Here is a 25,336-nt window from a genome sequence, read left to right on the forward strand (position 1 = left end):
ATGCACGACCGGAAGGCGGAAGCGGTCGCGCGCCGCCGCCGAAGGTGCTGAGAGTCAAGTCGCTTTGCGGCCATGGAACTGCAGAATGGGAAGGCCGGGCAGACGACTGACTTCGACGTCGGTGAGCGGCAGTGCAGCTACCAGGGCCCTGGCGTCCTCCAAATCGATCGACAAGCCGCTGACATAGGTGCGGAACAGCATCACTCGGACGGGCCCCAGGAATCGTAACCCGTTGCGCAGAGCGAAGAATCGCTTGACGTCGTCGATGGTGCATCCCCGGTCTACCTCGCCCACAGCCAGGAGACCGCCGGGTCGCAGAACCCTCACCATTTCGGCCAAGCCGCCGGCTTGATCCTGCCAGTGTTTGATCGCGCCGCCGCTCATGACGGCAGCGAACGTGTTGTCTGCGAAAGGTAGGTTCTCCGCCGGCGCGTGGTGGATTTGGACGCGTTCACCGAATTGCGCGAGCCGTGCCTTCGCCCGCTGGACTTGCGCCGCAGAATAGTCGATGCCGTGTAGGGATGCCTCGGGGCGGCTGCGAGCGAGCGCCTCGAGGAATTGTCCACCGCCGCAACCAACATCGAGGAGAGGGCCGTTTGCCGACTCGGCGCCGATAACGTCGACGAGATGGGCGGACGCCTGTGCCGCCACCTCGGCAATGAAGGTGTCATAGAACCAGGACTCCAGGCGTGTATAGCCTCCCGTGAAGCCGCTGAGGAGTGACATGGTTGGGTCCCTTCTGGTCACGGCGGTTATTAACTCCCGATGCCAAGTGACACCGGTAGATGTTTGACTCCGTGCAATCCGATGGTGTCGTTGAAGGTCGGTTCACCGGCCAGAGCTAGCTGCGGGAAGCGCTCGAACAGCGACTGCAGGCCGACGTGTAGTTCCATGCGCGCCAGCGCCGCGCCGAGGCAGGCGTGCATCCCGGTACCGAAGCTGATGTGCTCGCGAGCATTGGCGCGGGTGACGTCGAAGATGTCCGGGTGTTCGAACACCGCCGGGTCGCGGTTGGCGCCACCCACCAGAAGTAACATCGCGTCCCCCGCCCGTACCGGATAGCTTTGGAGCTCAAGGTCTTCGGTGGCGACCCGCGGCACTATTTGAGCGGTGGCGTCATAGCGCAGGATCTCCTCGATCGCGTTGGGCCACCCGTCGGGGTGGGCAGCGAGCGTCGCCAGTTGATCCGGGTGGCGAACGAGCGCCACGAGGCCCTTGCCCAAGACGTGTGTCGTGGTGACGAACCCCGCGCCAAGCAGCAGCCCCGCCAGCATCCTGATCTCAACATCGGTGAGATCGCCGTTGCGTACGACGTTGGAGAGAATGCTGTCGGCGGCATCGTCGTGGCGTAGCCGCTCGATATGCTGCGCGAGGTACTGGTCGAACTCGCGCAGCACGCTCATCGCCGCCCGAAAATCGCGCCAGGAAGCGGCGCTGGTGCCGATCATTTTCGTTGTCGTCTCGCCGATGACAAGAAGTCGGCGAGTCTCATCGCTTGGAACTCCCATCATCTCGGCGATGACCGCGACGGGGATTCGGGACGTGTACTCCGCGACCAGATCGCACTCGGTCCTGCCCTCCAGACCACGGAGCAGTTCGTCGACGACTTCGTGAATGCGGATGCGGAGTCCCTCGATTGCCCGCGGCGTGAACGCCCGCGAGACCAGGCGGCGTAGCCGTGTGTGCTCGGGCGGATCGGTGACCAACATCGAGGGTGGTTCGATGGGGCTCAGTACACCGGGGTCAGTTTTGGCCAGTATCCACTGGACGATACGAAACGGTGAGCGGTCCCGCTGTTTGATGGTCCTGAACCGGCCGTCGCGCAGTACGTCACGAACAATCTGCGCGTCAGCGGTGACCCAGCCGGTCATGGTGACGCGACACATGCGTCCGCGCTTGCGAATTTCCTCGATGATCGGATAGATATCAGCGCCCGGATCGATGTCGATTCTGACCAACCGCGCCAACGGATCGCCCCGCCGGGCTTGCAGTTTCCACACCGGACGCAGCACTCCATAGCCTGCCGCCCAATGCGTCCATTCCCGGACGAGCAGCGCCATGTGCCCACACTCCCTGGCAATCGGCTCACCATCAGCCTAATGCCATGCCGCCGCGTCGACCTACCCCCTAGCCGGCTCTCTCGGCTTGCCGAAGCGGAAGATCAGCATGCTGACCCCGATCACCGCGGCCGCCAGTGCGATCACCGGCGCCACGGTAATCCGCGACAACGTCGCGCCGACAATGGCGCCGCCGCACATCGCCGCAATCACGCTGTAGCGCAGCTTTTCCCGCTCACCGGTGCCGCCGGCCAGCCTGCTGTCGAACCCGATGCCGACGATCGTCGAAGTCAGCACCGTCGTGCTGAGCTCCTGGATACCGAACTGGCGTGCCGCAACGTTCTGCGCACCGAAAGTCATTGCCAGCCCGGCGATCAGGATGAGCTTCGTGTTGTCGTGATAGCCCAGCACACCGGTGCCGGCCAGGACCGACAGCACTACCAGCATGCCGACCTCCAAACTCAGCGCCACGGTGAGCCACCATCGGGTCTGCTCGCCGAGCATCCGGGTCAGTCGGCCGCCGAGCACCGTGCCGCATAGGAAGCCCAGGAACGCGACGACGGCGGCAGTCAGGTCGATCCCCGCGCCGGGGACGAACCAGAACCCGAGGAAGATGACGTTGCCTGTCATGTTGGCGACGAACACGTGGCCGAGTACCAGTACGCTGATCGCGTCGACCAAACCGGTCGCAAACGTCAGCAGCAGCAACGCCACGACAGTGAGCCGATCGGACACCGGCGAGGCAACTGCCATGGGGCCCAATACCTTACATCTGTGGTGTCAAATCCAAGGACGTGATGGTCGTCATCTTGGTCACCAGCCAGCGGGCATGATCGCGTTTCATGGTCAGCCGGTAGGACAAATACCTCAGCGCCGGAACATTTTTCGACAGCGGGCTGGTCGACGTCGTGTTGGTGTACACGATCGCGGTGGCGTCGTTCGCATTCAGCGATTCCACCGCCGCCCCGGTGACTTCGGTGGTGTTGGTGATCTGGGCCTGCTTGTTGGGCGCCACGATCGCGTCAATGTACTTGCGGTACTGCGCTTCGAAGTCACCGCTGAGGTATTGCGCCGCCCGGTCGGCCAGCTTGTCCATGTTGTCCGGGTTGTAGGTCCACAAGGTCGTGATCGCGTTGGCTGCGGTGCTCGCGATTCGCAACTTGGTTACCACGGTGGCCCGGTCCTTCACATAGGGCTGCACCATCGCGCCGGCGAACGCCGCGGAGCCTACGAACAGGACGGCCGCGACCGCAACCGCGATGGCCAGCCGCCGGCCCACCGGTTTCCTGCCGGCGTCGGCCTCGGTCTCCTCGGCATCCTGCGCCTCGTCGACGACGGTCTCGGCAGGCTCGGGAGCTTCGTCAGACTCGCTGGATTCGGCTGTGTCCGTGTCACTTTCAACAGCGTCTTCTGCAGGCGATTCAGACGCCTCGGGTTGCTCTTCGGCGGTCTCAGGCTCGTCGGAGGCCGCCTCGACAGCCTCGGCTGGCGCAGCCGCGGATTTGTTGCGCGCACGGCTCGGCCACCAGCGGCGCTTCCGCGCTGGCTGCTCGGCCTCGGTCAGATCACCTGTTGCAGGCTGCTGATCTTCCACTGGTCGCCTTCCCGCTGAGCGGTTAACACCCAACGATTTGTGCTCTCGATTGTCTGCTTGCCGTCGGGAGTCTTGTAGGTGACTTCGGTTGCCACCAGCACGCTTGCGCTGCCGTCGTCGTTCCACCTTTCCACCCCAGCGTCGAGAGCGGTGCCTTTGGTAGGCTCCGCCTGCGCGACGTTGAGGAGGACCTCGTTCACCTTGTCGCGGTATTGCTTGGCGAAATCGCCTGTGCCATTAGCCAATATCCGATCGACATAGGCGTTGGCGTGAAATGGATCCAACGACGTGAACGTCGTCATGAACGATCGAGCGAACCCGAGCACGTCGACTTCCTTCATCGCCAACTCGTGATGTTTGCGATGGTTGACCAGGATGAACGACGACGCCGTAATCGCGCCGGCGGCGACCAGCACCGCGATGGTCATCGCGATCGGCATCACCCACTGCCGTGACGGTTTCCACCACTGACGCGGTAACTTCAATCGCCGCAACGACATCCGCGACCACAGCGACGATTTCGGTATCCGCTCGGATAGCAGCGGCTGCTCACCAGGCTGGACTCGACGGCGGGGGCTCATTTTTGTCCCTGCGCTGGTTTGGGTTTGGTCACCACGGTCAGGTCGTCGACGAGCCAGCGCGAGTCCGGCCCCTTGACGAACGCAACCCGGACGGTGGCGGTGATGAACCGTTGCTGGTTCTCCCCGCCGCGATGGCCCTGCAGAAACAGCAGCATCTCCGCCGTATCGGGTGTCGCGGACTTGACCGCGCTGTTGGTCACCCAGTACTCGTTGACCACCGGCTGGCCCTTTTGCACGACCTCCTGTTGTTTGGCGAGTTGGTCACGGTATTTATCCGTCGTCAGCGACCGGGCTCGCGCGAAATCGTCCTTCAGCGTCTTCGGGTCGTAGGTGAGCATCTCGGCGACGATCTTCGGGCCTTGCGTTTGAATTGCGGTGCGCGTCTGGTCGGTGGCGCGCTCGTGCAAGAACACCACCGTGAAGCTCAGCGCAGCACCGGCGGCGCACAGCACCGCCGCGGTCGCCACGACGATTGCGGTGAGTCGGCGTGCGATCGCGGGCCGTTGATCCGCTTCGACGCGGCGCACCTCGGTGCGCAACAGCATGTCGGCGAAGGTCCGGCGATGCGAATCCCACAGCGGCCAAAGCCAACCCACAAATACAGCGATGGTGTCCAGCAGGTGGGCGAGGTCTCTCAGTAGCAATCGCCCCACGCCGGCGGACGTCCCGTCGCGGCGTACGACGGTAATTCCCATCAGCGCACGGCCGAGGCTCCAGCCGCGGTTCGCCGGCCACACCGTCCGGTTGATCAAGGTCAGCAGTATCACGGTCGCCATAACCGCGATGCAGAGCGACCACCACGCGCTGCCCACCGGCACCGCCAACCAGCCCAAAATCATCGTCGCCACCACGGCGACGCTGGGCACCACGTCGACCACGAACGCGGCCGCGCGGATGTGCCAGCGCGCCAGGCTATCCGGCGCTGCCGTTTCGACTGCTGGCGTGGTGTCGGTCTCGGCGACCACTGCCGTCACTTGGCCACCTGGTCGAGCTTGGCAATCCGGTACTGCCCTTCATCGGGTGCCATCTTTGCCCGCAATCGGTAGCCGATTTCTCGGTTCTGCGTTTCGGTATTGGACATCTTGACGCGCAGTGCCACCAGGACATCGAATGACCCGTCCGGATTGTGCCGTTCCGCCGCCGCACGCAGATCGGACACCTGGACCTGGACGTTGGCCACCTGATAGGCCTGGACGAACAGGCTGCTGTAGAGCACTGCTTGGGAACGGAAATCTCCGGTGCTGCAGTCGATGATCTTCTGGGCTCCGGCGGCCATCGCCTCGACGTCTGGCGCCTGGGTTGCCGCGATGCAGTCCTTCGCGGCCGCCACGGCCTGCGCTTCGTGGCGCGCAATGGCCTGGCTCTCTTGATTGGAACGCAGGGCGAGATAGCCGCCGGTACCGATGCCCGCGGCCACCAGCAGAAGCGCCGCGGCGATGCCGATCCACCATTTGCGGCCCAGGCGCGACGGGCGCCGTTCGCCAACAGGAGCGTCTTCCGCTGCGGCCTCGTCCTCGACTTCAACCTCCGAAGAGGAATCTTCGGCCGTCACCTCGGTATCGGTCTGGTCTGACGACGAATCGTCTGTTTCGGCGGGGTTCAGCCGGCTGGCGCCAGCATCTCCTTCCATCCGTCGTCTCCTGTGTTGCTCGAGTTGTTGACGGAGTATTTAACGCCGTCTGGGCCCGTCACCTCACCGCTCTGCGGACTATAGACCGCGGTGGGCGGTCCGCCCGGGGTGTAGATGCACGGGTTGGGCTGTTGCCCGTTGCACTGGACGGTACCCGACCCCGGCCGCTGCAGCGGGTCGCTGATGGGCGGCGGTGTCTGCCCTCCGGGCGGGAGCTTACTGGCGGGCAGCGGGTTCAGTCCGTTGTTGATCGACGGTGCCTGTCTCACCTGACCCGGGTTCACCGGCTGGTCGCAGCGGGCACCGGGCGCCGGGCAGTTGAGGATCTGGTTCGGGTCCCCGTACCAGGGGTTGGTACCGGCTGGCTCGTAGGGCTTGTTGCTGCGGCACTCCTTCGGCGTCGCCGCGCGCTTGCCCGGGACGTCGACACACGGAATGTTGCGCGCTCCGCGAACCACGTTGGCGGGGGTCTCCTGCGGGATCTTGCAGTACGCGCCTTCCGGCAGGGGCGCAAGGCTGACGTCTGCCGGCGACCGCCACTCAGCTGCAGCAGGCCATCCGGTCAAACATGGCGGCGGCTGGTTGATCGCCACGCCGAGGTCCAGCACCGCGTTGTGCTCTTTCTCGTACGGAGTGGAGATCGTCTGGATGATGGAACCGGCCTGCGGCAACAGCACCAGCACCTGCTCGACGCCCGCGTGGTAGCGCTTGAGCATCTCGATCACGACCGACAGATTGGCCAGAGTCTGCGGCAGCGAATCCCGGACGTCGTTGAACACCGCGTTGAGATCGTCGGCCGTCGGCGCCGCCTTCGGGAGCAGGTCCCTGAGGTTCTGGTCCTTCTCGGCGGCTTGGGCGCCCAGGACATTCAGGTTGCGTGCCCAGCGCTCGATCTGCGGGCTGGATGTGGCCTGGCTGTCCAGGATCGGCGCGGAGTTCTGGATGATGTCGTCGACGTCGCGGATGTTCGTCCTGAAATCACCGACGATCGCCTGAGTCGAGTCGACCAGCCGCTGCAGCGCCGGGCCTAATCCGCCGACGGATTGCGCTGTCTCGTCGAGCAGCTGACCGATCTTCTCCTTCGGCAGGGCTTCCAACCCGCGGTAGGCGGTGTCCAGAGCCGGCCCGATCTCGCTGGGCACCGTGCCCTTGGTGATGGTCTGCCCGGGCGAGAAGAACTTGCCCGGATTGCCCGGCGACACCAAGTCCAGGTATTGCTCACCGACCGCCGACACCGAATGCACGTTCGCCGACGCATCGGCCGGGATCTTGTAGCGGCTGTCGATGCTCATCGTCGCCTGCGCGCCGTGCTCGGTCGGCTCGACGTCGGTGACCTTGCCGATCGTGATGCCGCGATAGGTGACGTTGGCCGTGGGGTACAAGCCGCCCGACGCCGGCAGGTCCGCCTTCAGTTGGTACTGGCCGATACCGACCAACGTCGGAATACGCAGGTAGTACCAGCCCAGCACCACCAGCGCGACCACGGTGATGATGCTGAAGAGGACCAGCTGGCGCTTGATGAACCGAGTTAGCATGTCGCCCTCTCCACCAGTGGTCCGCCGGGGGCGTCGTTCGGGTTCGGCGTGTAGCGAACGTCGGGAATCATCGTTGCCGGATCACGACCGTATGACTGCTCGAGTGCCCGCAACCAGCCGGACAGCCCGGTTCCGGTGAGGAACGCGTTGTCGACGGTCGACAACGTCGTGTCCAGGTTGAGCGACGCGTTCATGAAGTCGCCTCGAATCAGCTTGGGCGCCGTGTCGATGTCGAACGGGATGGTGGCGAGAATCTTCAGCGTGCCGAGCAGGTACGGCGCGGCGCGGCCCAATTCCTTCAACGGGCACTGCAGCAGCTGCAGGTTCTGATGCAGCGGGCCCCGCGTTTCCGAGAGGTACTGGTCGGCGGCCAGGCTGAGCCGGCCCAGCGCGTTGGTGGCGTCGATCAGCAGTTGCTGCTTTTCGGCGAAATGCTTGATCAGAGGCGGGAATTCGGTCAGCACCCGATCCAGGACGTCCGCTCGGTTGCCCACGTATGCCAGCAGCCGGTTGGTGGAATCGATGGCGTGGGTGATGTCGTCGCGCTGTTGGTTGAGTTCACGGGTGAAGGTGTCCAGCTTGCCGAGGAACGCGCGGATCTGCGGCCCGCGACCGCTCAGGATGTTGTTGACCTCGTTCTGGATCACCTCGAGGTTCGAGATACCGCCGCCGCGCAAAATCATTGCGAGGCTGGCCAACGTGCGCTCGATGTTGGGCCACGCCGACGAGTTCTTCAGCGGAATGGTGTCGCCGTCCTTCAGCAGTTGCGGCGACGGGTTGGGCGGCGCGGCCAGCTCGATGTGCTGGGTACCCAGCAAGCTGGTCTGCCCGATCTTGGCGGTGGCGTTCTTCGGTAGCTTGACGTTTCCGTCCACCCCCAGCGTCAGCGTGGCCACCCAGTTCTTCAGCTGGATGTCGCGAATCTTGCCGACGAACACGTCGGCCACCATCACCTTGCTGTTGCCGTTGATGGCCAGCGTGTCCGGCACCTGCACGTAGAGCGTGTAGGCGCCGGCTCCGCTGCCCGGGCCACCGGGCAGCGCCACGTTCGCGATGCCGCGCCAGCCACACGAGCTCAGCATCACCGCAGCCACCAGCAGCACCAGCCCTTGCCAGGACCGGTGGCGGACCAAGTGCATCACGCGGCTCACGAGCCCCCTCCTGTCGAAGAGGCTGCCTCAGCGGGCAGCGGTGGTCCGCCAGGCACCTGCGGGCTGACCGGACCGGAGACCGGTGCCGGCGTCGGCGCGACCGGGCCGGGGACCACCTCGGGTCCCGGCGGTGGCGGTGCTATCGGCTGGGGATTGCCGGGCACCCCGACGAACGGCAGCGGACCGGGCTCCTCGTTGTACGCATTGGGCGGACCCGGCGGGGTTTGGTACTGGGATTGGACCGGCTCGATGTTCGGGCCACCCATCAACTCGGCCAGCGATTCCGGAGTCAGCAAGCCTTCCGTGATCGGACCCACCTTCGTTCCTTGCATTCCGGGCGCGACGATCCAGCCCGGCTGCGTGTTGCGGTGCGAGGTCGGTGTGTCGGGCACCCAGATCCCCGGCACGGTGGTGTCCTTGTATCCCGGTGGCGGCTGCAGCCGCGGCTCGGAGTAGGCGACCTCCTTGGGCAGCGTCGCGGCGGTGCTGAAGAAGTTCAACCCGAACGGGATGTAGTTGAACTTGATCGCGTCCAGAATCGGCGCCAGATACTGCGCACACAGTTCGGCGGATTCCTGGTAGCCCGCCCGGCTGAAGGCCTGAATCGTGCTACAGATCAACTGCATTGGGTTCGCGAAGCCGATGCCGCCGAGCAGTGACACCGGCTGGCTGACCACGGCGCCGATCGCCGGGTGATAGATCTGGTTGAGGTTCGCCAATGCCGTCGGCGCCACGTGCAGCACGGTTTCCAAACCGTTCAGTGGATCGGGCTGCAGCAGCGTGTTCGTCGCAGTCGCGAGGTTGTTGACGTCGTGCGTCAGCACCTCACGGTTCTTGGCCAGGAACGGCCGCAGCGTCGTCAGCAAACTGTCGAACTGCTGGATGGCGTTGGCCAAGTCGCGGTCCGAGCTGGCCAGGCTGTCGGTGAACTGTGCCAGGTTCTTGTTGAGCGCGACGAACTTCTGGTCGTCTTCGTGCAGCGCGTTGACGAACAGCGCCAGGCTGCGCACCACGGCGAAGAAGTCGCCGCGGCCCTCGTTGAGCGCGTTCAACGATCGCGACAGGGCGTCCAGGGTGGTGTTGATCTTCTTGCCCTTGCCGGCCAGCCCGTTGGCGAACGACTCGATGATGTCGCCGAACGGTCCCTTGGGCTGCTCCTTGGTGGGGCCCAGTTTCGAGATGATGTTGGTGACCGTGTTGCGCAACTGGTCCCACTCGGTCGGCACCTGGGTGCGCTCGATCGGGATCACCGCGTTGTCGCCCAGCACCGGGCCGCCCTTGTAGGGCGGGTCCAACTGGATGTAGCGCGACGCCACCAGCGTCGGGTTGAGGATCTCCGCCGAGGCGTTGGCCGGCACCTTGTACTTGTTGGCGTAGTGGAAGGTCACCTTCATCTTGTCGCCGGCCGGCTCGATCTTGTCGATCGAGCCCACCGGCACACCCATGATCCGGACCTCGTCGCCTTTGTATAGCGCGTTGGCCTCGGGGAAGTACGCGACGACGGTGTTGTTGGTCAGCTTCTTGAAGAGCTGGATCCCCACGTACCCGGCGACCAAGGCAAGCACGATCACCAGCGAGCCGATGATGACCGCCGCCCGCGACAGCTTGGGTAGCCGCAGGTTGCGGATGTCGAAGACGGTGCTCAACCTTCTCTACCTCCCAAGCTTCCTCCCCCACCGCCGGGCTGGCTGTTGCCGCCTTCACCCGGCGGGATGAACGGCGCCGGCAACTGGTTTCCAGGTCCAGGCGGTGCGGGCGGGACAGCCATCGGTGGCGGTGGAGGCGCCGCCGCGGGATTCGCCGGAGCCGGACCCGCCACGGGTCCGGGCGGCTCGCTGCGTCCCCCGGGCGGACCCGGTGCGATCGGCACCGGTGTGCCCGGCACGTCGGGTGCGACCTCGCCCGGTCGTCCGCCGATCGAGATCCCCGGAGTCGGCGGCAGGCCGTTGGGGTTCGGCGGCGACGACAACACGTCGGGCAGCGCCGGGTACGGCCCGTTGGGCCCGAACGGACCCATGTTCTGGTCGACGCCCGCGCACGGCATCGGGTTCCACGGCCGCGGCAGCAGGTCCGGCGTCGGCGCGTACGAACACGGCGAGCCGGGCGCCACGGCCGGTCCCGGATGATCCGGGGTGCCCTCCAACACCGGCGGCGCGGGCGGCGGCGCGCCGTTGGGGAACCGGGTGCCGTTGGGGTCGGGGAACCGGAACGCCGGCAGCCCCGCGCTGCGCCAGAAGTCCTCCGGATCGAGGCCGCGCTTCTTGAACGCCGCATCCACCCACGGCTGCAGGATCCAGCCGGGCGTCAGCAACCAGTTGGCCAGCGACACCTTGAAGTACGGTCCCGACGCGACGGTTTCGTTGAACGCGGCGATGGTCTTGGAGAGCAGGGTGACTGCGGTAGCCAGGTCGTCCTTGCGCGCCACCAGCAGGTCGCTCACGGTGCGCAGCTGCTCCAGCACGTGGTTCAGGTTGGGGTTGTCGTTGATGACGCCCTGCAACTGCGTCGAGAGCGCGGAGACGTTGCCCAGCAGCGCGCCGATCGCCCGGCTTCGCTGGTTGAACGCGGCCAGCAGCGTGTTCGAGTTCACGAACAGGCGGTCGATCTGATCGCTGCGGTCACCGAGCACACTGGCCACCTGGTTGGCCTGCTTGAGTAGGTGCGTGATCTGTTCGTCGCGCTTGCCGATGGTGTCGGAGAACTTGGCCACGCCATCCAGGGCCGCACTCAGGTGCGGGTAAGTCTCGTCGATGGTCTCCGACAACACGTTCAGCGACCGCTTGACGGTGTCGATGTCCCAGCCGGCGGCGGCCTTGGTGACGTCGAAGAACGCATCGTAAATCTGGTACGGGGTGGTGCTTTGGCCCAGGGGCAGTGTGCCGTTCGGGCGCAGCTGCTGGGTGCCTCGCGGGTCGATCTCGAGCACCTTGCGGCCGAGGATGGTGTCGGTCTTGATCGCGAGTCGGCTCTCGGTGCCGATGGTTTGGGTGCCGGTCGAGAACTTCATCACGACGTGGTCGCCGTCGATCTTGATTCCCTCGACCTTGCCGACGTTCATGCCGGCGATGCGCACCTTGTCCCCCTTGTTCAATCCACCCGAATCGGGGAACTGCGCAAAGTAGATGGGGCTGGCGAAGATCATCGGGACACTGGTCAAGGTCTGGCCCACGCCGACGACGAGCAGCGTGACCACGATGCCCATCAGGCCGATCCGAAGCCGGTTGGCAGGTTCGAGCGTTCTCATTGCGGCGTGCACCTACCCGTCGGCTGCTGCCAGATCTTGACCGTGCGAACCGGCCCGCCAGGCTGTAACCCGTTGGTCTTCAGCGTCAGATCACACAAGTAGAAGTTCACCCAGTCTCCGTAGCTGCCGACGGCGCGGCCCACTGTGTTCACCCCGACCGGCGCGCGGCGCAGCAGGTCGTCGTACTGGTCGCGCTGATCGATGATCGCTTGCTGGATCGGATCCAGGTAGTTGATGGTGTCGTGCAACAGCGACCGGTTCTCGGCCAACAGGTCGGCCACCGTCCCCGCGGCGTCACTGATGTGCGCGGTGTTGGCGGCCAGCGCATCACCGTGGTTGTTCAACCCGCTGATCAGTTTCTCGAAGTTGTCGACGGTCTCGTCGAACTGCTTGCGATGCCGGACGGTGGTGTCCAGCACGATGTTGAGGTTCTTGACCACCTCGCCGATGGCCTGGTCCCGCTCGGCGATGTGAGAGGTCAATTGTGCGGTCTGGTCGAGGATGTCGTTGATGGTGCCGCCCTGACCCTGGAAGACCGTGATGATCGACGACGCAATGTTGTTGACCTTGTCCGGGTCCAGCGCCCGGAACAGCGGCTTGAAACCACCGATCAACGCGTCAAGGTCCAGGGCCGGCTGGGTGCGCGACAGCGGGATGAATCCACCGGGCGGCAGCACCCGATCGGAACCTTCGCCCTCGCCGCGCTTGAGCTCCAGGTAACGGTCACCGATCAGGTTCAGGTAGCGGATCTGAGCGGTCGTGGACTGGTACAGCGGCACCCCGCGGTCGACGTCGAAGTCCACATGCACCTTGTGGCCGTTGTCGACCAGCTTGATCTTCTTGACCTTGCCGATCTCCACCCCGGAGGCGCGGACGAACTGCCCGTTGCGTAATCCGCTGGCGTTGCTGAATTCCGCCGAGTAGCTGTAGGTCCGGTCGAAGCGCATCTGTCCGAACACCACAACGAGGAGCGCCGTGAATGCCAGCAGCACCGAACCGATGATGCCGAGCTTGATGACAGTGCCTCTGATACTCATGGGTTGATCGTGTTGTCCCCTACTTGGCGGCCCCAGACGTACTCGATTGCGTACGGCGAGCCGACGTCCACATGGTTGTACGGCGCCAGGCTGACACCGGTGTCCACCACCAGATACGGCGCCGGCCACAGCTCACGGGTGATCTTCTGCCAGCAACCCGGCGCACCGCCCGGCCCACCGCGAGCGTTGATGCGCGGCAGGTTCTCCGGGTAGATATAAGGGTTCGGCGACCCGCCGACGAGTCCGGCCAACCCTGCGAGTCCCATCGTGGCCGCCGTGATGCCCGCCCCCGGAAGAGACGCCAACATTCCCAACCCGGACAGCAGTGCGACGTTGGTGCGCAGCTCGTAGCCGCCGAAGCCACCGGTGAACGCGGCAACCTTCGGTTCCGCCTCGCTGATGTTGCGGACGGCGCAGTAAACCTCCGGGGCGTAGGTGTGCAGCAACTCGGCGCTGGGCACCAGATCGGCGGCGCCGCGTGCCAGATACGGCCCGCCCCGGTTGACGACGTCGGCGCCGGTGTCGCCGAAGCCCGTCGCCGCCAACAACGCTTGATCCAGGTTCTTTTCGTTTTCGTGCAGGGTGCGTGCCGTGACGACCGCGTTGTTGAGGAAGTCGAACAGGTCCGGCGAGGCGTTGGCGTAGGTGTCGCCGAGTGTGGCGAGCTGTTGAATGTCGTGGCGGATGGTCGGCATCCGCGGATTGACGTCGTCGAGGATGGCGTTGCCGTTGACGATCGACTGACCGAACTTGTCGCCCAACCCGTTCAATGCCTCCGCGGCCGCGGAGAGCGTCAGGTTCACCTTGACCGGATCGACCTTCTCGGAGAGAGACATGATCGTCTGGAACAGGGTGTTGAATTCGGTGGTCACGGACCTCGCGTCGATTACATTGTGCGGCGTAATCCGTTGCGGCATCGGGTTTTTCGGCGACGTGAGCGCCACGTACTTCTGGCCGAACACGGTGGTCGCCTTGATGTTGGCGTCCACGTTGGCCGGGATCAGCCGCAGATAGCGCGGGTAGACGTCCAAGGTGAACTTGGCTGCCGGCCGACCGTCTTTTTGGATCTCCGAGATGCTGCCCACCCGGCCGATCTGCACGCCGTTGTAGGTGACCTTCGCGCCGGGATCCATCACCAAGCCCGCCCGGCCCGACAGCATTGTCAGCTGTGTCTTCGGCGTGAAATTCCCCTTGTACTGCATGTACACCAGCCACAGCACCAGCGCAGCGACCAACGCCACCACCACACCGGCCACCCGGTACGGCTGGGCCGGTGGTTTGTTGACCTTGCCCCGCGGAGTCGTCATTGGTGTATCCCCTTGCCTTACACCGTGAATGCGAAGTTCGGGTCGACGCCGTAGAGCGCCATTTCGGCCAACAACATGACGACGGGCGTCGAGACCAGCGAGAAACGCATCGAGCGGCCGACCGCCTCACCGACCCCGACCGGACCGCCGCTGGCGTTGTACCCGTAATAGCAATGGGTGAGCATCACGACCCCCGCGATGATGATGACCTCCACGAATGACCAAAACACGTCGTTGGGGCGCAAGAACGTTCGGAAATAGTGCTCGTAAGTACCCGAAGACTGTCCGTACAACACCGTCGTCAGCGCCTGCGGAGACAGGAACGACAGGATCAGGCCCACCGAGTAGAGCGGGATGATCACGACCAGTCCGGCCAGCGCCCGGGTGGACACCAGGTACGCCATCGACTTGATGCCCATGACCTCCAGCGCGTCGATCTCTTCACTGATGCGCATGGCGCCGAGTTCCGCGGTGGCGCCGGCGCCGACCGTGGCCGCCAGCGCGATGCCCGTGACGATGGGGGCGACGAGACGCACGTTGATGAACGCGGCGAGGAATCCGAGCAGGGTCTGAAGGCCGATGTGGCCCAGCGACGCGAGACCTTGAATGGCGACCAGCGAGCCGGCGGACAGCGACACGAACGCGATGATGACCGCGGTCCCGCCGACGACGGCCATGGCGCCGGTGCCCATGCCGATCTCGGCGATGAGCCGCAGGATCTCCTTGCGGTAACGCGTGACGGCCCAGGCCATGTCGCGCCCGCCGATGACCGCGAACCAGCCCAGCCTGCCGGCTTCGTCGAGTGGTCGAGTGACACTGCCGCTGTAGCGACGAAGATTCGCGGATGCCCGCGGGAAACGGGTCCGCAGCACTTGGGCCATGCTCATCCCAGGGCCCCCGTTCCGAATCGAACACCGATGGTGGTCAGCACCACGTTGACCGCGAACAGCGCGACCACGCACAGGACCACGGTCTCGTTGACCGCGGTGCCAAGGCCCTTGGAACCGCCGCGCACCGTCAGCCCGCGATAGCAACCCACTAGTCCCGCAATGAGTCCGAACGTCAAGGCCTTCACCGTGGCGATGACGACCTCCGGCAGACCGGTCACCAGGGTCAGCGAGGACAGGTAGGCGCCAGCCGAGATGTTTTGCATGTAAACGCCGAAAAGGAAGCCGCCGACCAGGCCGACCATGCACACCAGGGCGTTGAGCAGCATCGAGGCCAAGGCGCAGGCCAGCACGCGGGGCACCACCAACCGGTGAATGGGGTCGATGCCCAGCACCTCCATCGCGTCGATCTCTTCGCGGATGGTGCGCGCCCCCAGGTCGGCGCAGATTGCCGTCGACACCGCACCCGCGACCACCAGCACCGTGTTGATCGGACCGATCTGAGTGATCACCGCGATTCCGGCGCCCGCGCCCGAGATGTCGGCGGCGCCAACCTGAATCAGCAGGATGTTGAACGTGAAGATGAAAAGCGCCGTCACCGGGATAGAGACGGCCATTGTGGGCAGCAGCGCGACCCTCATGATGAACCAGCACTGCAGGATGAACTCACGCCACTGAAATGGCGTGCGGAACAAAGCTTTTCCGGTTAGCGTGCACATCCGGAAGAAACCGCCGACAAGCACCAGCGGTGGACCGAGTTGGTCGCGAACATAATCGTGGAGCCGTGGCTGAGTCGTCGTCATCGGAGCCCCCTCACGACGGAACCGCGTGCCTTGCGACGTCGCGGCGGATCATGTCGCACGCCTCCTCCTTGCCCCATCCACGTGTGTGACCGCCGCCTCGTTACCCAGGGGTAGTAAGCGAGACCACAGGACCATACCCGATGGCGCGCTCCCTGCGCACCGCATCCGCACTATTGACCTTTCGTCAGTTTGACCTGGGACCTTATTGTTATGTCAGCCTCCTGCGCCGGTCGCAGAATCTCTTGATTCAGACGCGGTTTCGGAGGCTATCGTGGCGCCGTATCGGGCCCGCAGTTCCGTCTTGAGCACCTTGCCCGCGGGGTTGCGCGGCAGCGCGTCGACGATCTCGAGACCTTTCGGGTGCTTGTAGCGCGCGAGTCGTTCGGTGAGGAACTCGTCGAGGTCCTTGAGGCTCAAGTTGTTTTGCGGACCCTCCGCCGCGACCGCGGCCACCGCGATCGGCACCTCTCCCCACTTCTCGTCCGGGCGGCCGATCACGGCGACTTCGACGATGGCGGGATGACTCGCAAGGACGTTCTCCACCTCGGCGCAGTAAATGTTCTCGCCGCCGGAGATGATCATGTCCTTCTTGCGGTCGACTACCCAGACGTAGCCGTCCTCGTCCATCCGGACGAGGTCACCGGAGTGGAACCAGCCGCCGGCAAACGCCTCCGCCGTGGCCTGCGGGTTGTTCCAGTAGCCGCTCATCAACGTCGGTGCGCGGTAGACAATTTCACCGACTTCGCCTGTCGCCACGTCGTGCATGTTGTCGTCGACCACCCGCGCGGCAACGGTCGGGATCACTTTGCCGACCGATCCTCGCTTACGAATCGCGTCGTCACCGAGCAGCATGCAGGTGACCGGGGACATCTCGGTCTGGCCGAACGCGGCCAGTATCTGGGTTCCCGGGAACGTTTCCGACATCTGGCGCAGCAAAGTGTCCGACGCAGGCGCAGCACCCCACGACATCACCCGTAATCGAACGTCGCGCGGATTCGCCTGCTGCGCAGCGCAAACCGCTTGCCATTGGGCCGGCACCAGGAAAATCCCGGTCACCTTCTCTGCGGCCAGGACGTCGAGCAGTTGCCCTGGATCGAATGCGCCCAGTGGATGGATCACCGTGGGAATGCCGAGCAGCATCCCGGTCAGCATGTTGCCGACCCCGGCGATGTGAAAGAACGGCACCCCGATGAATCCGACGTCGTTGTTGAGGTCTGCGCCGCTGGTATACAGGGCCGTCATCGTCTGCCCGGTGAGATTGGTGTGGGTCAGCACCGCGCCCTTCGGTCGCCCGGTGGTGCCGGATGTGTACATGATCAGCGCCGGCGAGTCGTTGGGAATGTCGACCGGTTCGTGTGGATCGCCGGTCTCGTCGATCAGCTCTTCGTAGCCGACGACGCCGTCGTCACCGGCCGCCTCGGCCACGACGATCATGTCGAGCACCGGCGTGACGTTGCGGACGCCGGTGGCCACGGCGGCCAGCACCGGTTCGGTGATCATCACCCGCGCCTCGCAGTCCTCGACCAGGAATGCGAGCTCGGTCGGCGTGAGCCGGAAGTTCACCGGCACCGCGATGGCGCCGAGCATGTTGGCCGCCAGCACCGACTCGACGAACTCGGGCCGGTTGAGCATCAAGATCATCACCCGGTCCCCGAAGCCGAGCCCGCGGCGGCTCAGGGCGCCGGCCAGCGCGGTGACGCGGCGGTGAAGGTCGGCCCAGGTGATCGTGCGGCCGAGGAACCGCAACGCCGTCGCGCCCGGTTGCATCAGCGCGTGGCGCTCGAGTTGATTCACCCAGTTCTGCCGGCGGGACAGGTAGGGCTGCTCGGTGGTGGCGGTCAACTGCGCGGTCAACTAGCGGTTCCCTTCGTCTGGTGGCGAAGTTGATATTTGATAAAACTTGGTGTTGTCTGGGTCACATTATGGTCTTGGTGCCGCGAAGACAAGCCCCGTGAACGCGCCCACTTCCGCGCATCCGCGCAGTCGGCTGCCGCTGCGACGTGCCCAGTTATCCGACGAGGTCGCAGGTCATTTGCGGGCCGCGATCATGTCGGGCGCACTGGCGCCCGGGACGTTCATCCGGCTCGACGAGACCGCTGCCAAACTCGGCGTCAGCATCACCCCGGTGCGGGAGGCGCTGCTGAAGCTCAGCGGCGAGGGCATGGTGCAGCTCGAGCCGCATCGCGGTCATGTGGTGGTACCGCTGACCCGCCAGGACATCGACGACATTTTCTGGCTGCAGGCCACGATCGCCAAGGAGCTCGCCGCGACGGCCGCACAGCAGATCACCGATGCGGAAATCGACGAACTCGAACGGATCAACCAGTCGTTGGCGGCGGTCGTCGCGGCCGCCGACGTCGAGGCGATCGCAACCACTGAGTTCGCGTTCCACCGGGCCTTCAACCGCGCCACCGGCCGGATCAAGCTGGCGTGGTTTCTGTTGCATGCCGCGCGCTATATGCCCCTGCGGGTGTACGCGGCGGATCGGAGTTGGGGTGAGGCAGCGGTCGAGAACCACCGGCGGCTGATTGACGCGTTGCGCCGTCGCGACGCCGCAGCCGTCATCGAGCACACCAACTGGCAGTTCGTCGACGGCGCGCGTCGGCTGAGCGAGAAGTTGGACGAGAGCGGGATCTGGGGTTAGCGGTTGGCGGCCAGTTGCTCGGCGCGCTTTTTGAGGTTCTCCGCCAGATAGTCCAGCACGTTGTTGGCCATCGACTTGACCATCGGTTTGGGCACCGACATCTCGGTCTCGACATCCATATCGACCGTCAGCAGCGACGTCGAGCCCATCTCGACCACGGAAAACAACTGCTCTTGTTTGGTGAACAGGTTGCCCTGCTGCATGACGGTCTGAATCTGGTTGGGACTCGGGTAATACACCGCCTGGATATAGGTGCCCTCGATGCCTTGCCATGCGGCGTCGAGCCGTAGCTGGCTGGGCCGGCCGTCGTCGTAGCGGGCCAACACCCACAGACCTTTGATCTCCTCGTTCCACTGGGGATACGACTCGAAGTCGGCGACGATGCTCATGATCGAGGCCGCATCGGCGGCGACTTCGACGGTCTTGCTCACGATCGGCATTGGGCTAGGTTATCCGACGCGAAACAGAAGCCATGGTCGTGATTTCGCAGGGTGTACAGCCGTGGCTTCTGCTTGGCGGTGGCTACTCGACGCAGGCCGTCGACAGCAATGTCCGAATGGAGTCGGGAATCGGGTGCGGTTTGCGGCTGGTCCGGTCGACGTAGACGTGCACCCAGTGGCCGAGCGCGGCGACCGCCTGATCTTCGCCGTCGGCGAGTTCTTCGCCGGCGCGGAAGATGCCCAGCCGATAGGTGACGCTGCTGCGGCCCAGTCGAGTCACCGCCAGGCCGACGACCAGACGCTGCGGGAAGTGTAGTTCGGAGAAGTAGCGGCAGCCTGACTCCGCGACGATGCCTTGCACCGGGGTGGCGACGGGATCCACGTTGACGTTGGTGTTGATCCAGGCGTTGATCGCGGTGTCGAAGAGTTGGTAATAGACGGCGTTGTTGAGGTGGCCGAACATGTCGTTGTCGGCCCATCGGGTAAGCACCGGCCAGAGCACCGGAAAGTCGCGGCTGGTCAGGTTGTCCGGTGTGGGCGGGACTGGCGTCATGGTTGTATTCGAACATGCTGCAAATCCGGGGCGCCGTGCTGGAGCGCATCGGATCGCCACGCCCTTACGCGCAATCCCGGCCGATCAGTGTCACCGAGGTGGACCTGGCACCGCCCGGCGCCGGCGAACTGCAGGTGCGCATCGAGGCCGCCGGCGTATGCCACTCCGACCTGTCGGTGGTCGACGGCAATCGGGTGCGGCCGGTGCCGATGCTACTGGGGCACGAGGCGGCCGGGATCGTCGAACGTGTCGGCGACGGCGTTGGCGACGTGAGCGTCGGCCAGCGGGTGGTGATGGCGTTCCTGCCGCGCTGCGGTCGCTGCGCGGCGTGCGCCACCGAGGGCCTGACGCCGTGTGAACCGGGCAGTGCCGCCAACACCGCCGGGACCCTGCTGGGCGGCGGCATGCGGCTGCGCCGCGGTGGCCAGCCGGTGTATCACCACCTGGGTGTGTCGGGGTTTGCGACGCATGCGGTGGTCCATCGCGCCAGTGTCGTTCCGGTGCCGGATGATGTGCCGCCCGATGTGGCGGCGCTGCTGGGGTGCGCGGTGCTGACCGGTGGCGGGGCCGTTTTGAATGTCGGTGTGCCGCAACCCGGCCAGACCGTGGCCGTCGTCGGTCTCGGCGGCGTCGGCATGGCTGCGGTGCTGACCGCGCTGGCGCACGACGACGTCCGCGTGGTCGCCGTCGACCAGGTGCCCGAGAAGCTCACGGCTGCACGGGATCTCGGCGCCCACGAGACGTACACCCCGGAGCAGGCAGTCGGGGTCAAGGCGCCGATCGTGGTCGAGGCAGTCGGCAACCCCGCCGCGCTACAGACGGCTATCGAGTTGACCGCCCCGGGCGGCCGGACCATCACGGTCGGGCTGCCGCCGCCGGATGCCCGAATTACTGTGTCGCCGTTGGGTTTTGTCGCCGAGGGCCGGTCGCTGATCGGCAGCTACCTGGGCTCGGCGGTGCCGTCGCGTGACATTCCGCGGTTCGTGGAGCTGTGGCGGGCGGGCCGGCTGCCGGTGGAGGCGCTGGTGTCATCGCAGATCACCTTGGACGACATCAACGAGGCGATGGATCGGCTTGCCGACGGCACCGCGGTGCGTCAGCTGATCACCTTTTGAACGCGCGGCCCAACGCCGCGCCTTGCAACTCGAACAACCGCTGCGCCACGTCCCAGTCGGGCAACAGCGAATCGAAGCCATGGCACGTTCCGGGAAAGACGTGCAATTCGGTGGCGACGCCGGCCCTTAACAGACGCGCGGCGTAGTCGAGCGCTTCGTCGCGAAGCGGGTCGACCTCCGAGCAGGTGATGAAAGCCGCTGGCAGCCCGCCTAATTCGGTGTGTCGGGCGGGCACGGCATCGGCCGACGGCGGCGTCGGCCCCAGATAGTGCCGCCACATCAGCTCGGTGGCGGGGCCGTCGAACGCCGGCGTCGTTGCGAATTCGTCCTTCGACGGGGTGGGCCGGTCATCGAGTACCGGCTGGTGCAGCAATTGGAACATCACCACGTCTCCGGCTCGTTGCGCGAGGCACGCCGCCAGCGCGGCACCCGCGCTGTTGCCGGCGACCGCAACACGCGACGGGTCGACATCCAGTTCGGCCGCATTGCCGATCACCCACTTCAGCACTGCGACCGCGTCGTCGAGCGCAGCCGGGTACGGATGCTCCGGGGCCAGCCGATAGTCGGCCGACACCACCGTGCAGCTGCCGCGCCTGGCCAGCTCCACACACTGCCGGTGGTCGATGTCGAGGTTGCCCAGCACGAACGCGCCGGCGTGGCAGTAGACAACGGCGGGCGCGGGCGACAGTCCGCCGCGGTAGATCCGCACCGGAACCGACCCGGCGACGGCGTCGCAGATCCGCAGACCCGTGGTGTCTAGAGTTTGGGCGGCCGCGCGCCGGCGCTCGTTCAGCGATTCGCGGGCCGGCCCAATCGCGGACAGGTCGGTGCGGGTCAGCGGCAGCATGCGCAGAACCGGGTCGAGCCGGTCCATCATGGCGGCTCGAAGGTGAAGTCGCCGGGCTTGAATCGGCGCGTCATGCCCCAGAACGCGCGGGCGCTGCGTGGCCACTGCGTGACGACGCGTCCGTTGGCGGCACGAAAGTAGTTGCTGCACTGGGTGGTCCACACCGTCCCCTGCATCCACTGATCGATCTTGGCGAGAAACCGCGCCATCGCCTCGGGCCGCACCGACACATACCGTTTGCGTGTGCGCCGCAGGTATTTCACAGCCCGGACGATGTAGCGTGCCTGGGCTTCCAGTACGAAGATCACGCTGTTGGACCCGACGTTGGTGTTGGGGCCGTAGAGCATGAAGAAATTCGGGAATCCGGGCACCGCCATCCCCAGATACGCGTGGGCGCCGTCGCGCCACACGTCGCGCAGCGCTACCCCGCCCTCGCCGATCACGTCGATCTCGCCGAGGTAGTCGGCGGCCGCATACCCGGTCGCGCAGACCACCACGTCGACGTCGCGTTCGGTGCCGTCCTCGGTGACCAACGAGTGGGCGCGCAGGGCACGTGCGGGGCTGCTCAGCACCTCGACGTTGGGCTGTGTCAATGCCTGCAGGTAGTCCGAGGAGAAGACCAGCCGTTTGCAGCCCATCGGATGGTCCGGGGTCAACGTGCGGCGAAGCTGCTCGTCGTCGACGGTGTTTTCCAACAGCCGCAGCGCAATCGAAGTGAACTCGTGGGTCTTGTCACTGCCGTGCTCGATCACCGAGATGTTGGCCTCACTGCGCAGCCACAGCCGGGTGCGGTACAGCTTACGTGCCAGCGGGACGTGGGCGAAAATCCAACGCTCCCAGGGGGTATACGGCCTGTCCGGCTTGGGCAGTATCCACGTCGGCGAGCGCTGCACCGAGTAGACCTTGGCGGCGGCCTTGGCCAGCTCGGGCACCAGCTGCGAGGCTGTCGACCCGGTTCCCAGGACGGCGACCCGCGCACCGGCGACATCGACAGAATGATCCCAGCGCGCCGAGTGCATCACCGTTCCGCTGAACGGCTCCTCCTCTACCAGGCGCGGCATCACCGGCCGGGTGAACAACCCGACCGCCGACACCACGACGTCGAAGCAATGCTGCTCCCCCGCCGTAGTGGTCAGCCGCCACTGCTGTGTGCCGGCGTCCCAGTGGGCGCAGCGAATCTCGGTGCCCAGCCGCAGATGTGGATCTAGCCCGTACCGTTCGGCGCAACGTTCGAAGTAGCCCAAGATTTCGGGCTGGCCCGACCAGAGCCGCGACCAGTGCGGGTTCAGCTCAAACGAGTAGGAATACAGATGTGACTTCACGTCGCAGGCCAGCCCGGGATAGGTGTTGATCCGCCAGGTTCCGCCGACGCCGTCCTCGCGGTCGAAGATGGTGAAGTCGCGAAAGCCGGCCCGTCGCAGCAATATTCCCAGGGCGAGGCCGCCCGGTCCGGCACCGATGATGCCGACGTTCATGCAAGCTGCAGGCATTGCCCACCGTCGACGACGAGTTCGGCACCGGTGATGAATGACGCCTGGTCCGAGACCAGAAAGGCCACGGCGTCGGCGACTTCGGTTGGCTGCCCGATGCGGCCGGCTATCGAGGTCGCGACGAGCCGCGCTTGGGTGGCCTCGTCGAGCATTGGTGTCGCGATCGGGCCAGGGAAGACGGCGTTGACGCGGATCTTGTCGGGTGCGAGCTCGGCGGCGGCGATCTGGGTGAGTCCTCGCAGGGCCCACTTCGCCGAACCGTATGCGCTGTGCTGCGGGAAGGGGCGCAGCGCCCCGGTGCTGCAGGTGTTGACGACCGCCGCGCCCTCGGCCGCACGCAACTGGGCCAGCGCTGCCTGGATGCCCAGAAAGGGGCCCAGACAGTTGACGCGCCACGCGGTTTCGAATCCCTCGACGGTCTCGTCGGCGATCGGCGCACGGTGCAGAAGACCGGCGTTGTTGACCAGCGTGGTCAGCCCGCCGAACCGGTCGACAACGGTGGTCACTGCTTGCTCCCATTGCGGCTCCGAGGTGACGTCGAGCGGGACGGCGATTACCGCGTCATCGTCAAGCCCGTCGACCACGGCCGACAGTTCGGCGGTGTTCACATCGCACGCTGCGACGTGAAAGTCGTTGGTGCGCAGCCGTTGCACAATGGCCCAGCCCTGCCCGCGGGCGGCCCCGGTCACCAGAGCGATCCGCCGGCTCACGACGATGCCTCCTTGAGGAATTCCGCCGCGCCGCGGCGCAGCGCCTGGGATTCCGCTGCCAGCGTGATCATCTGGTAGCCCAGCCCGGCCATCGCACGGCCGTTGGTCCCGGTCCCGGCGTGAATGCCGGTGACCAGGTTCGCGGCCGCAGCCGTGCGCTGAATGCGCGCGATGGCGTCCAGCACCTCCGGGTGACTGGTGGACTTGCGTACGTCGACACCCATCGAGATCGCCAAATCGGCCGGTCCGACGTAGATGCCGGAAAGCCCTGGCACGGCGCAGATTTGGTCGAGGTCGATCAGCGCAGCAGCGGTTTCGATCATTGCGAAGACGCTCACCCGCTGCTCCAGCGCGGCGGTGTCGTAGCCGAGGCTTGGCCGTAGCGGACCGAAGCTGCGCACACCGGCCGGCGGGTATCGGGTGGCGGCCACGGCGGCCGCCGCCTGCTCGGCCGATTCGATCATCGCGACGACGATGCCGTCGGCTCCGGCGTCGAGCACACGGCCGATCGGCGCCGGGTCGGCCGACGACAGGCGCACCACGGTGGCGATGGGCACATGTTCGAGGCGACGCAGCATGCCGGCGATGTCGGCGTCGTCGAGATAGCTGTGCTGGGCGTCGAAACCGACGTAGTCGTAACCGGCTCGGGCGAATTCCTCGGGACCCATCAGGGTCGGCCCGGTGATCCAGCCACCCCAGATCGGTCCGCCACGACCGAGTCCTTCCTGCAAGTGGCTGGGAGTCATGCGGCGTCCATGATCGCGATCTTGACCCGCTCAGGTGCCGGACGACACGCCAAGTCGAAAGCTGCTTGCACGTCGTCGATGCCGAAGGTGTGCGTCAGATAGGTTCCGAGCAGCTTCGGGTGCTCGGCGGCGAATTTCCCGGCGAGGTCGAGCATTCGCCGACGATCCAGTGTCACACCGGATTTCAGTGTCAAATTGTTGCGCAGCATCGTACGCATGCTGATCGGATAGCTGTCGTCGTCGGCGACGCCGAAGTAGAACACGATGCCGCCCGGCGCTGCGGCTGCGATGGCGTGGTTCAACGTGGCGACCTGATGGCCGACCGCTTCGATGACGACGTCCGGCCGGTCGGTCAGTTGGCTGACCCACCGGTCGCTCGTGGCACGGACCATGGTGTCGACACCGAATATTGGTGCTACTCCGGACCTATCGACCGGGTCGACACCGGTGACCTGCTCGGCGCCAGCCGCTTTGGCCACGTAGGAGAACAGCAGCCCGATCGAACCCTGGCCCAGGATCGCGACGTGGCGGCCGCCCAGTGCGGGCAGCTGCTCGACGGCGTAGAGCACACACGCCAACGGCTGCAGACCGATCGCCAACGCAGGTGTGAGCGCCGGGTCGTAGGGCGCAAGCCCGTCGCCGTCGCTGATGACCCGTTCCATCAGGCCGTCGAATCCGGACGCCCAGCCCACCACGCGATCGCCCGGCCGATGCTCAGGATGGCGGCTGGCGATCACTTCGCCGGCTATTTCGTGGATCGGGTAACCGTCTTTCTCGGCGGCGCTGCGGCCGTCGTCGCCTGGAAGTCGGCCCCGCACACCGCGAAACGCTGGCAGGTCGCTGCCGCAGACTCCGGCCGCCAGGAAGCGCAGCAGCACCTGGCCCTCGCCCAGCTGATCTGGCGTCTTTTCGGGAATCGAGGTCCGCTCGAACTGATACGGCGCTGTGATCCGGTACGACCACAC

Annotated in this window: 25 protein-coding genes; 2 read left to right on the plus strand and 23 right to left on the minus strand. The window is 65.6% G+C overall.

What is annotated here, in order from left to right; translation table 11 throughout:
- Positions 1-54: 54 nt before the first annotated feature.
- The 16 genes from MFM001_RS01150 to fadD5 form a co-directional block, all read right to left on the minus strand.
- Positions 55-726, minus strand: coding sequence for a class I SAM-dependent methyltransferase (locus tag MFM001_RS01150; protein ID WP_116372721.1), 672 nt, complete (start codon positions 724-726; stop codon positions 55-57).
- Positions 727-755: 29 nt separating this feature from the next.
- Complete coding sequence (locus MFM001_RS01155; protein WP_116372723.1) at positions 756-2,060, minus strand: cytochrome P450; 1,305 nt, start codon at positions 2,058-2,060, stop codon at positions 756-758.
- A 60-nt stretch (positions 2,061-2,120) separates the two neighbouring features.
- The gene (locus MFM001_RS01160; protein ID WP_116372725.1) at positions 2,121-2,810 is read right to left on the minus strand and encodes a YoaK family protein; all 690 of its coding nucleotides are present in this window, start codon (positions 2,808-2,810) and stop codon (positions 2,121-2,123) included.
- A 13-nt stretch (positions 2,811-2,823) separates the two neighbouring features.
- The gene (locus tag MFM001_RS01165) at positions 2,824-3,651 is read right to left on the minus strand and encodes a mammalian cell entry protein (RefSeq protein WP_116372727.1); all 828 of its coding nucleotides are present in this window, start codon (positions 3,649-3,651) and stop codon (positions 2,824-2,826) included.
- Complete coding sequence (locus tag MFM001_RS01170) at positions 3,618-4,232, minus strand: mammalian cell entry protein (RefSeq protein ID WP_116372729.1); 615 nt, start codon at positions 4,230-4,232, stop codon at positions 3,618-3,620. The genes MFM001_RS01165 and MFM001_RS01170 overlap by 34 nt, the downstream gene beginning before the upstream one ends.
- Positions 4,229-5,206 carry an RDD family protein gene (locus MFM001_RS01175; RefSeq protein WP_116372731.1) on the minus strand — a complete coding sequence of 326 codons (978 nt, stop codon included), beginning with the start codon at positions 5,204-5,206 and terminating at the stop codon, positions 4,229-4,231. The genes MFM001_RS01170 and MFM001_RS01175 overlap by 4 nt, the downstream gene beginning before the upstream one ends.
- Positions 5,203-5,862 (minus strand): hypothetical protein, encoded by a 660-nt coding sequence (locus MFM001_RS01180; RefSeq protein ID WP_116372733.1) that lies wholly within the window; start codon positions 5,860-5,862, stop codon positions 5,203-5,205. The genes MFM001_RS01175 and MFM001_RS01180 overlap by 4 nt, the downstream gene beginning before the upstream one ends.
- Positions 5,832-7,397, minus strand: a complete 1,566-nt coding sequence (locus MFM001_RS01185; protein ID WP_116372735.1) for a virulence factor Mce family protein — start codon at positions 7,395-7,397, stop codon at positions 5,832-5,834. Before MFM001_RS01185 ends, MFM001_RS01180 begins: the two co-directional genes overlap by 31 nt.
- Positions 7,391-8,536, minus strand: a complete 1,146-nt coding sequence (locus MFM001_RS01190) for a virulence factor Mce family protein (RefSeq protein ID WP_116373539.1) — start codon at positions 8,534-8,536, stop codon at positions 7,391-7,393. Before MFM001_RS01190 ends, MFM001_RS01185 begins: the two co-directional genes overlap by 7 nt.
- A gap of 8 nt (positions 8,537-8,544) precedes the next feature.
- Positions 8,545-10,194, minus strand: coding sequence for a virulence factor Mce family protein (locus MFM001_RS01195; protein ID WP_116372737.1), 1,650 nt, complete (start codon positions 10,192-10,194; stop codon positions 8,545-8,547).
- Entirely contained in the window at positions 10,191-11,792 is a 1,602-nt protein-coding gene (locus tag MFM001_RS01200; protein WP_116372739.1) for a virulence factor Mce family protein, read from the minus strand. Before MFM001_RS01200 ends, MFM001_RS01195 begins: the two co-directional genes overlap by 4 nt.
- Positions 11,789-12,829 (minus strand): virulence factor Mce family protein, encoded by a 1,041-nt coding sequence (locus tag MFM001_RS01205; RefSeq protein WP_116372741.1) that lies wholly within the window; start codon positions 12,827-12,829, stop codon positions 11,789-11,791. Before MFM001_RS01205 ends, MFM001_RS01200 begins: the two co-directional genes overlap by 4 nt.
- Positions 12,826-14,136, minus strand: a complete 1,311-nt coding sequence (locus MFM001_RS01210; RefSeq protein ID WP_116372743.1) for an MCE family protein — start codon at positions 14,134-14,136, stop codon at positions 12,826-12,828. Before MFM001_RS01210 ends, MFM001_RS01205 begins: the two co-directional genes overlap by 4 nt.
- Positions 14,137-14,153: 17 nt before the next feature.
- Positions 14,154-15,023 carry an ABC transporter permease gene (locus MFM001_RS01215; RefSeq protein WP_116372745.1) on the minus strand — a complete coding sequence of 290 codons (870 nt, stop codon included), beginning with the start codon at positions 15,021-15,023 and terminating at the stop codon, positions 14,154-14,156.
- Positions 15,020-15,826, minus strand: a complete 807-nt coding sequence (locus tag MFM001_RS01220; RefSeq protein WP_116372747.1) for an ABC transporter permease — start codon at positions 15,824-15,826, stop codon at positions 15,020-15,022. The genes MFM001_RS01215 and MFM001_RS01220 overlap by 4 nt, the downstream gene beginning before the upstream one ends.
- A gap of 213 nt (positions 15,827-16,039) precedes the next feature.
- A complete protein-coding gene (gene fadD5, locus MFM001_RS01225; protein WP_116372749.1) occupies positions 16,040-17,680 on the minus strand; it encodes a fatty-acid--CoA ligase FadD5 in 1,641 nt (546 codons plus the stop codon).
- A 97-nt stretch (positions 17,681-17,777) separates the two neighbouring features.
- Here fadD5 and MFM001_RS01230 point away from each other — a divergent pair, with 97 nt between their 5' ends.
- The gene (locus MFM001_RS01230) at positions 17,778-18,470 is read left to right on the plus strand and encodes a GntR family transcriptional regulator (RefSeq protein ID WP_116372751.1); all 693 of its coding nucleotides are present in this window, start codon (positions 17,778-17,780) and stop codon (positions 18,468-18,470) included.
- Here the strand turns inward: MFM001_RS01230 and MFM001_RS01235 are convergent.
- Both MFM001_RS01235 and MFM001_RS01240 read right to left on the minus strand, forming a co-directional pair.
- Positions 18,467-18,910, minus strand: a complete 444-nt coding sequence (locus tag MFM001_RS01235) for an SRPBCC family protein (protein ID WP_116372753.1) — start codon at positions 18,908-18,910, stop codon at positions 18,467-18,469. The two genes, MFM001_RS01230 and MFM001_RS01235, sit on opposite strands and share 4 nt — an antisense overlap.
- An 82-nt stretch (positions 18,911-18,992) precedes the next feature.
- Entirely contained in the window at positions 18,993-19,463 is a 471-nt protein-coding gene (locus tag MFM001_RS01240) for a thioesterase family protein (RefSeq protein WP_116372755.1), read from the minus strand.
- A 14-nt stretch (positions 19,464-19,477) separates the two neighbouring features.
- On the opposite strand from MFM001_RS01240, the gene MFM001_RS01245 reads away from it, so the two are divergent.
- Positions 19,478-20,578 (plus strand): alcohol dehydrogenase catalytic domain-containing protein, encoded by a 1,101-nt coding sequence (locus MFM001_RS01245; protein ID WP_116373541.1) that lies wholly within the window; start codon positions 19,478-19,480, stop codon positions 20,576-20,578.
- On the opposite strand, the gene MFM001_RS01250 is transcribed toward MFM001_RS01245, so the two are convergent.
- Genes MFM001_RS01250 through MFM001_RS01270 form a run of 5 tightly spaced genes read right to left on the minus strand, consistent with a single transcriptional unit; the run spans position 20,568 to position 25,336 of the window.
- The gene (locus MFM001_RS01250) at positions 20,568-21,455 is read right to left on the minus strand and encodes an alpha/beta hydrolase (protein WP_116372757.1); all 888 of its coding nucleotides are present in this window, start codon (positions 21,453-21,455) and stop codon (positions 20,568-20,570) included. The two genes, MFM001_RS01245 and MFM001_RS01250, sit on opposite strands and share 11 nt — an antisense overlap.
- Positions 21,452-22,915, minus strand: coding sequence for an NAD(P)/FAD-dependent oxidoreductase (locus MFM001_RS01255; RefSeq protein ID WP_116372759.1), 1,464 nt, complete (start codon positions 22,913-22,915; stop codon positions 21,452-21,454). Before MFM001_RS01255 ends, MFM001_RS01250 begins: the two co-directional genes overlap by 4 nt.
- Positions 22,897-23,625, minus strand: coding sequence for an SDR family NAD(P)-dependent oxidoreductase (locus MFM001_RS01260; RefSeq protein WP_116372761.1), 729 nt, complete (start codon positions 23,623-23,625; stop codon positions 22,897-22,899). The genes MFM001_RS01255 and MFM001_RS01260 overlap by 19 nt, the downstream gene beginning before the upstream one ends.
- The gene (locus MFM001_RS01265; RefSeq protein ID WP_116372763.1) at positions 23,622-24,371 is read right to left on the minus strand and encodes an HpcH/HpaI aldolase/citrate lyase family protein; all 750 of its coding nucleotides are present in this window, start codon (positions 24,369-24,371) and stop codon (positions 23,622-23,624) included. Before MFM001_RS01265 ends, MFM001_RS01260 begins: the two co-directional genes overlap by 4 nt.
- On the minus strand, positions 24,368-25,336 hold the full coding sequence (locus MFM001_RS01270; protein WP_116372765.1) for a zinc-binding dehydrogenase: 969 nt from the start codon (positions 25,334-25,336) through the stop codon (positions 24,368-24,370). The genes MFM001_RS01265 and MFM001_RS01270 overlap by 4 nt, the downstream gene beginning before the upstream one ends.

The sequence above is a fragment of the Mycobacterium sp. MFM001 genome, assembly GCF_003402475.1.
Classification (GTDB): domain Bacteria; phylum Actinomycetota; class Actinomycetes; order Mycobacteriales; family Mycobacteriaceae; genus Mycobacterium.

Coding starts and splice junctions, on each gene's coding strand:
- MFM001_RS01240 (WP_116372755.1), bottom strand. CDS start 19,463: ATGACGCCAGTCCCGCCCACACCGGACAACCTGACCAGCCGCGACTTT.
- MFM001_RS01200 (WP_116372739.1), bottom strand. CDS start 11,792: ATGAGAACGCTCGAACCTGCCAACCGGCTTCGGATCGGCCTGATGGGC.
- MFM001_RS01205 (WP_116372741.1), bottom strand. CDS start 12,829: ATGAGTATCAGAGGCACTGTCATCAAGCTCGGCATCATCGGTTCGGTG.
- MFM001_RS01180 (WP_116372733.1), bottom strand. CDS start 5,862: ATGGAAGGAGATGCTGGCGCCAGCCGGCTGAACCCCGCCGAAACAGAC.
- MFM001_RS01215 (WP_116372745.1), bottom strand. CDS start 15,023: ATGAGCATGGCCCAAGTGCTGCGGACCCGTTTCCCGCGGGCATCCGCG.
- MFM001_RS01245 (WP_116373541.1), top strand. CDS start 19,478: ATGCTGCAAATCCGGGGCGCCGTGCTGGAGCGCATCGGATCGCCACGC.
- MFM001_RS01150 (WP_116372721.1), bottom strand. CDS start 726: ATGTCACTCCTCAGCGGCTTCACGGGAGGCTATACACGCCTGGAGTCC.
- MFM001_RS01265 (WP_116372763.1), bottom strand. CDS start 24,371: ATGACTCCCAGCCACTTGCAGGAAGGACTCGGTCGTGGCGGACCGATC.
- MFM001_RS01185 (WP_116372735.1), bottom strand. CDS start 7,397: ATGCTAACTCGGTTCATCAAGCGCCAGCTGGTCCTCTTCAGCATCATC.
- MFM001_RS01160 (WP_116372725.1), bottom strand. CDS start 2,810: ATGGCAGTTGCCTCGCCGGTGTCCGATCGGCTCACTGTCGTGGCGTTG.
- MFM001_RS01235 (WP_116372753.1), bottom strand. CDS start 18,910: ATGCCGATCGTGAGCAAGACCGTCGAAGTCGCCGCCGATGCGGCCTCG.
- MFM001_RS01155 (WP_116372723.1), bottom strand. CDS start 2,060: ATGGCGCTGCTCGTCCGGGAATGGACGCATTGGGCGGCAGGCTATGGA.
- MFM001_RS01170 (WP_116372729.1), bottom strand. CDS start 4,232: ATGAGCCCCCGCCGTCGAGTCCAGCCTGGTGAGCAGCCGCTGCTATCC.
- MFM001_RS01250 (WP_116372757.1), bottom strand. CDS start 21,455: ATGATGGACCGGCTCGACCCGGTTCTGCGCATGCTGCCGCTGACCCGC.
- MFM001_RS01255 (WP_116372759.1), bottom strand. CDS start 22,915: ATGCCTGCAGCTTGCATGAACGTCGGCATCATCGGTGCCGGACCGGGC.
- MFM001_RS01210 (WP_116372743.1), bottom strand. CDS start 14,136: ATGACGACTCCGCGGGGCAAGGTCAACAAACCACCGGCCCAGCCGTAC.
- MFM001_RS01220 (WP_116372747.1), bottom strand. CDS start 15,826: ATGACGACGACTCAGCCACGGCTCCACGATTATGTTCGCGACCAACTC.
- MFM001_RS01190 (WP_116373539.1), bottom strand. CDS start 8,536: ATGCACTTGGTCCGCCACCGGTCCTGGCAAGGGCTGGTGCTGCTGGTG.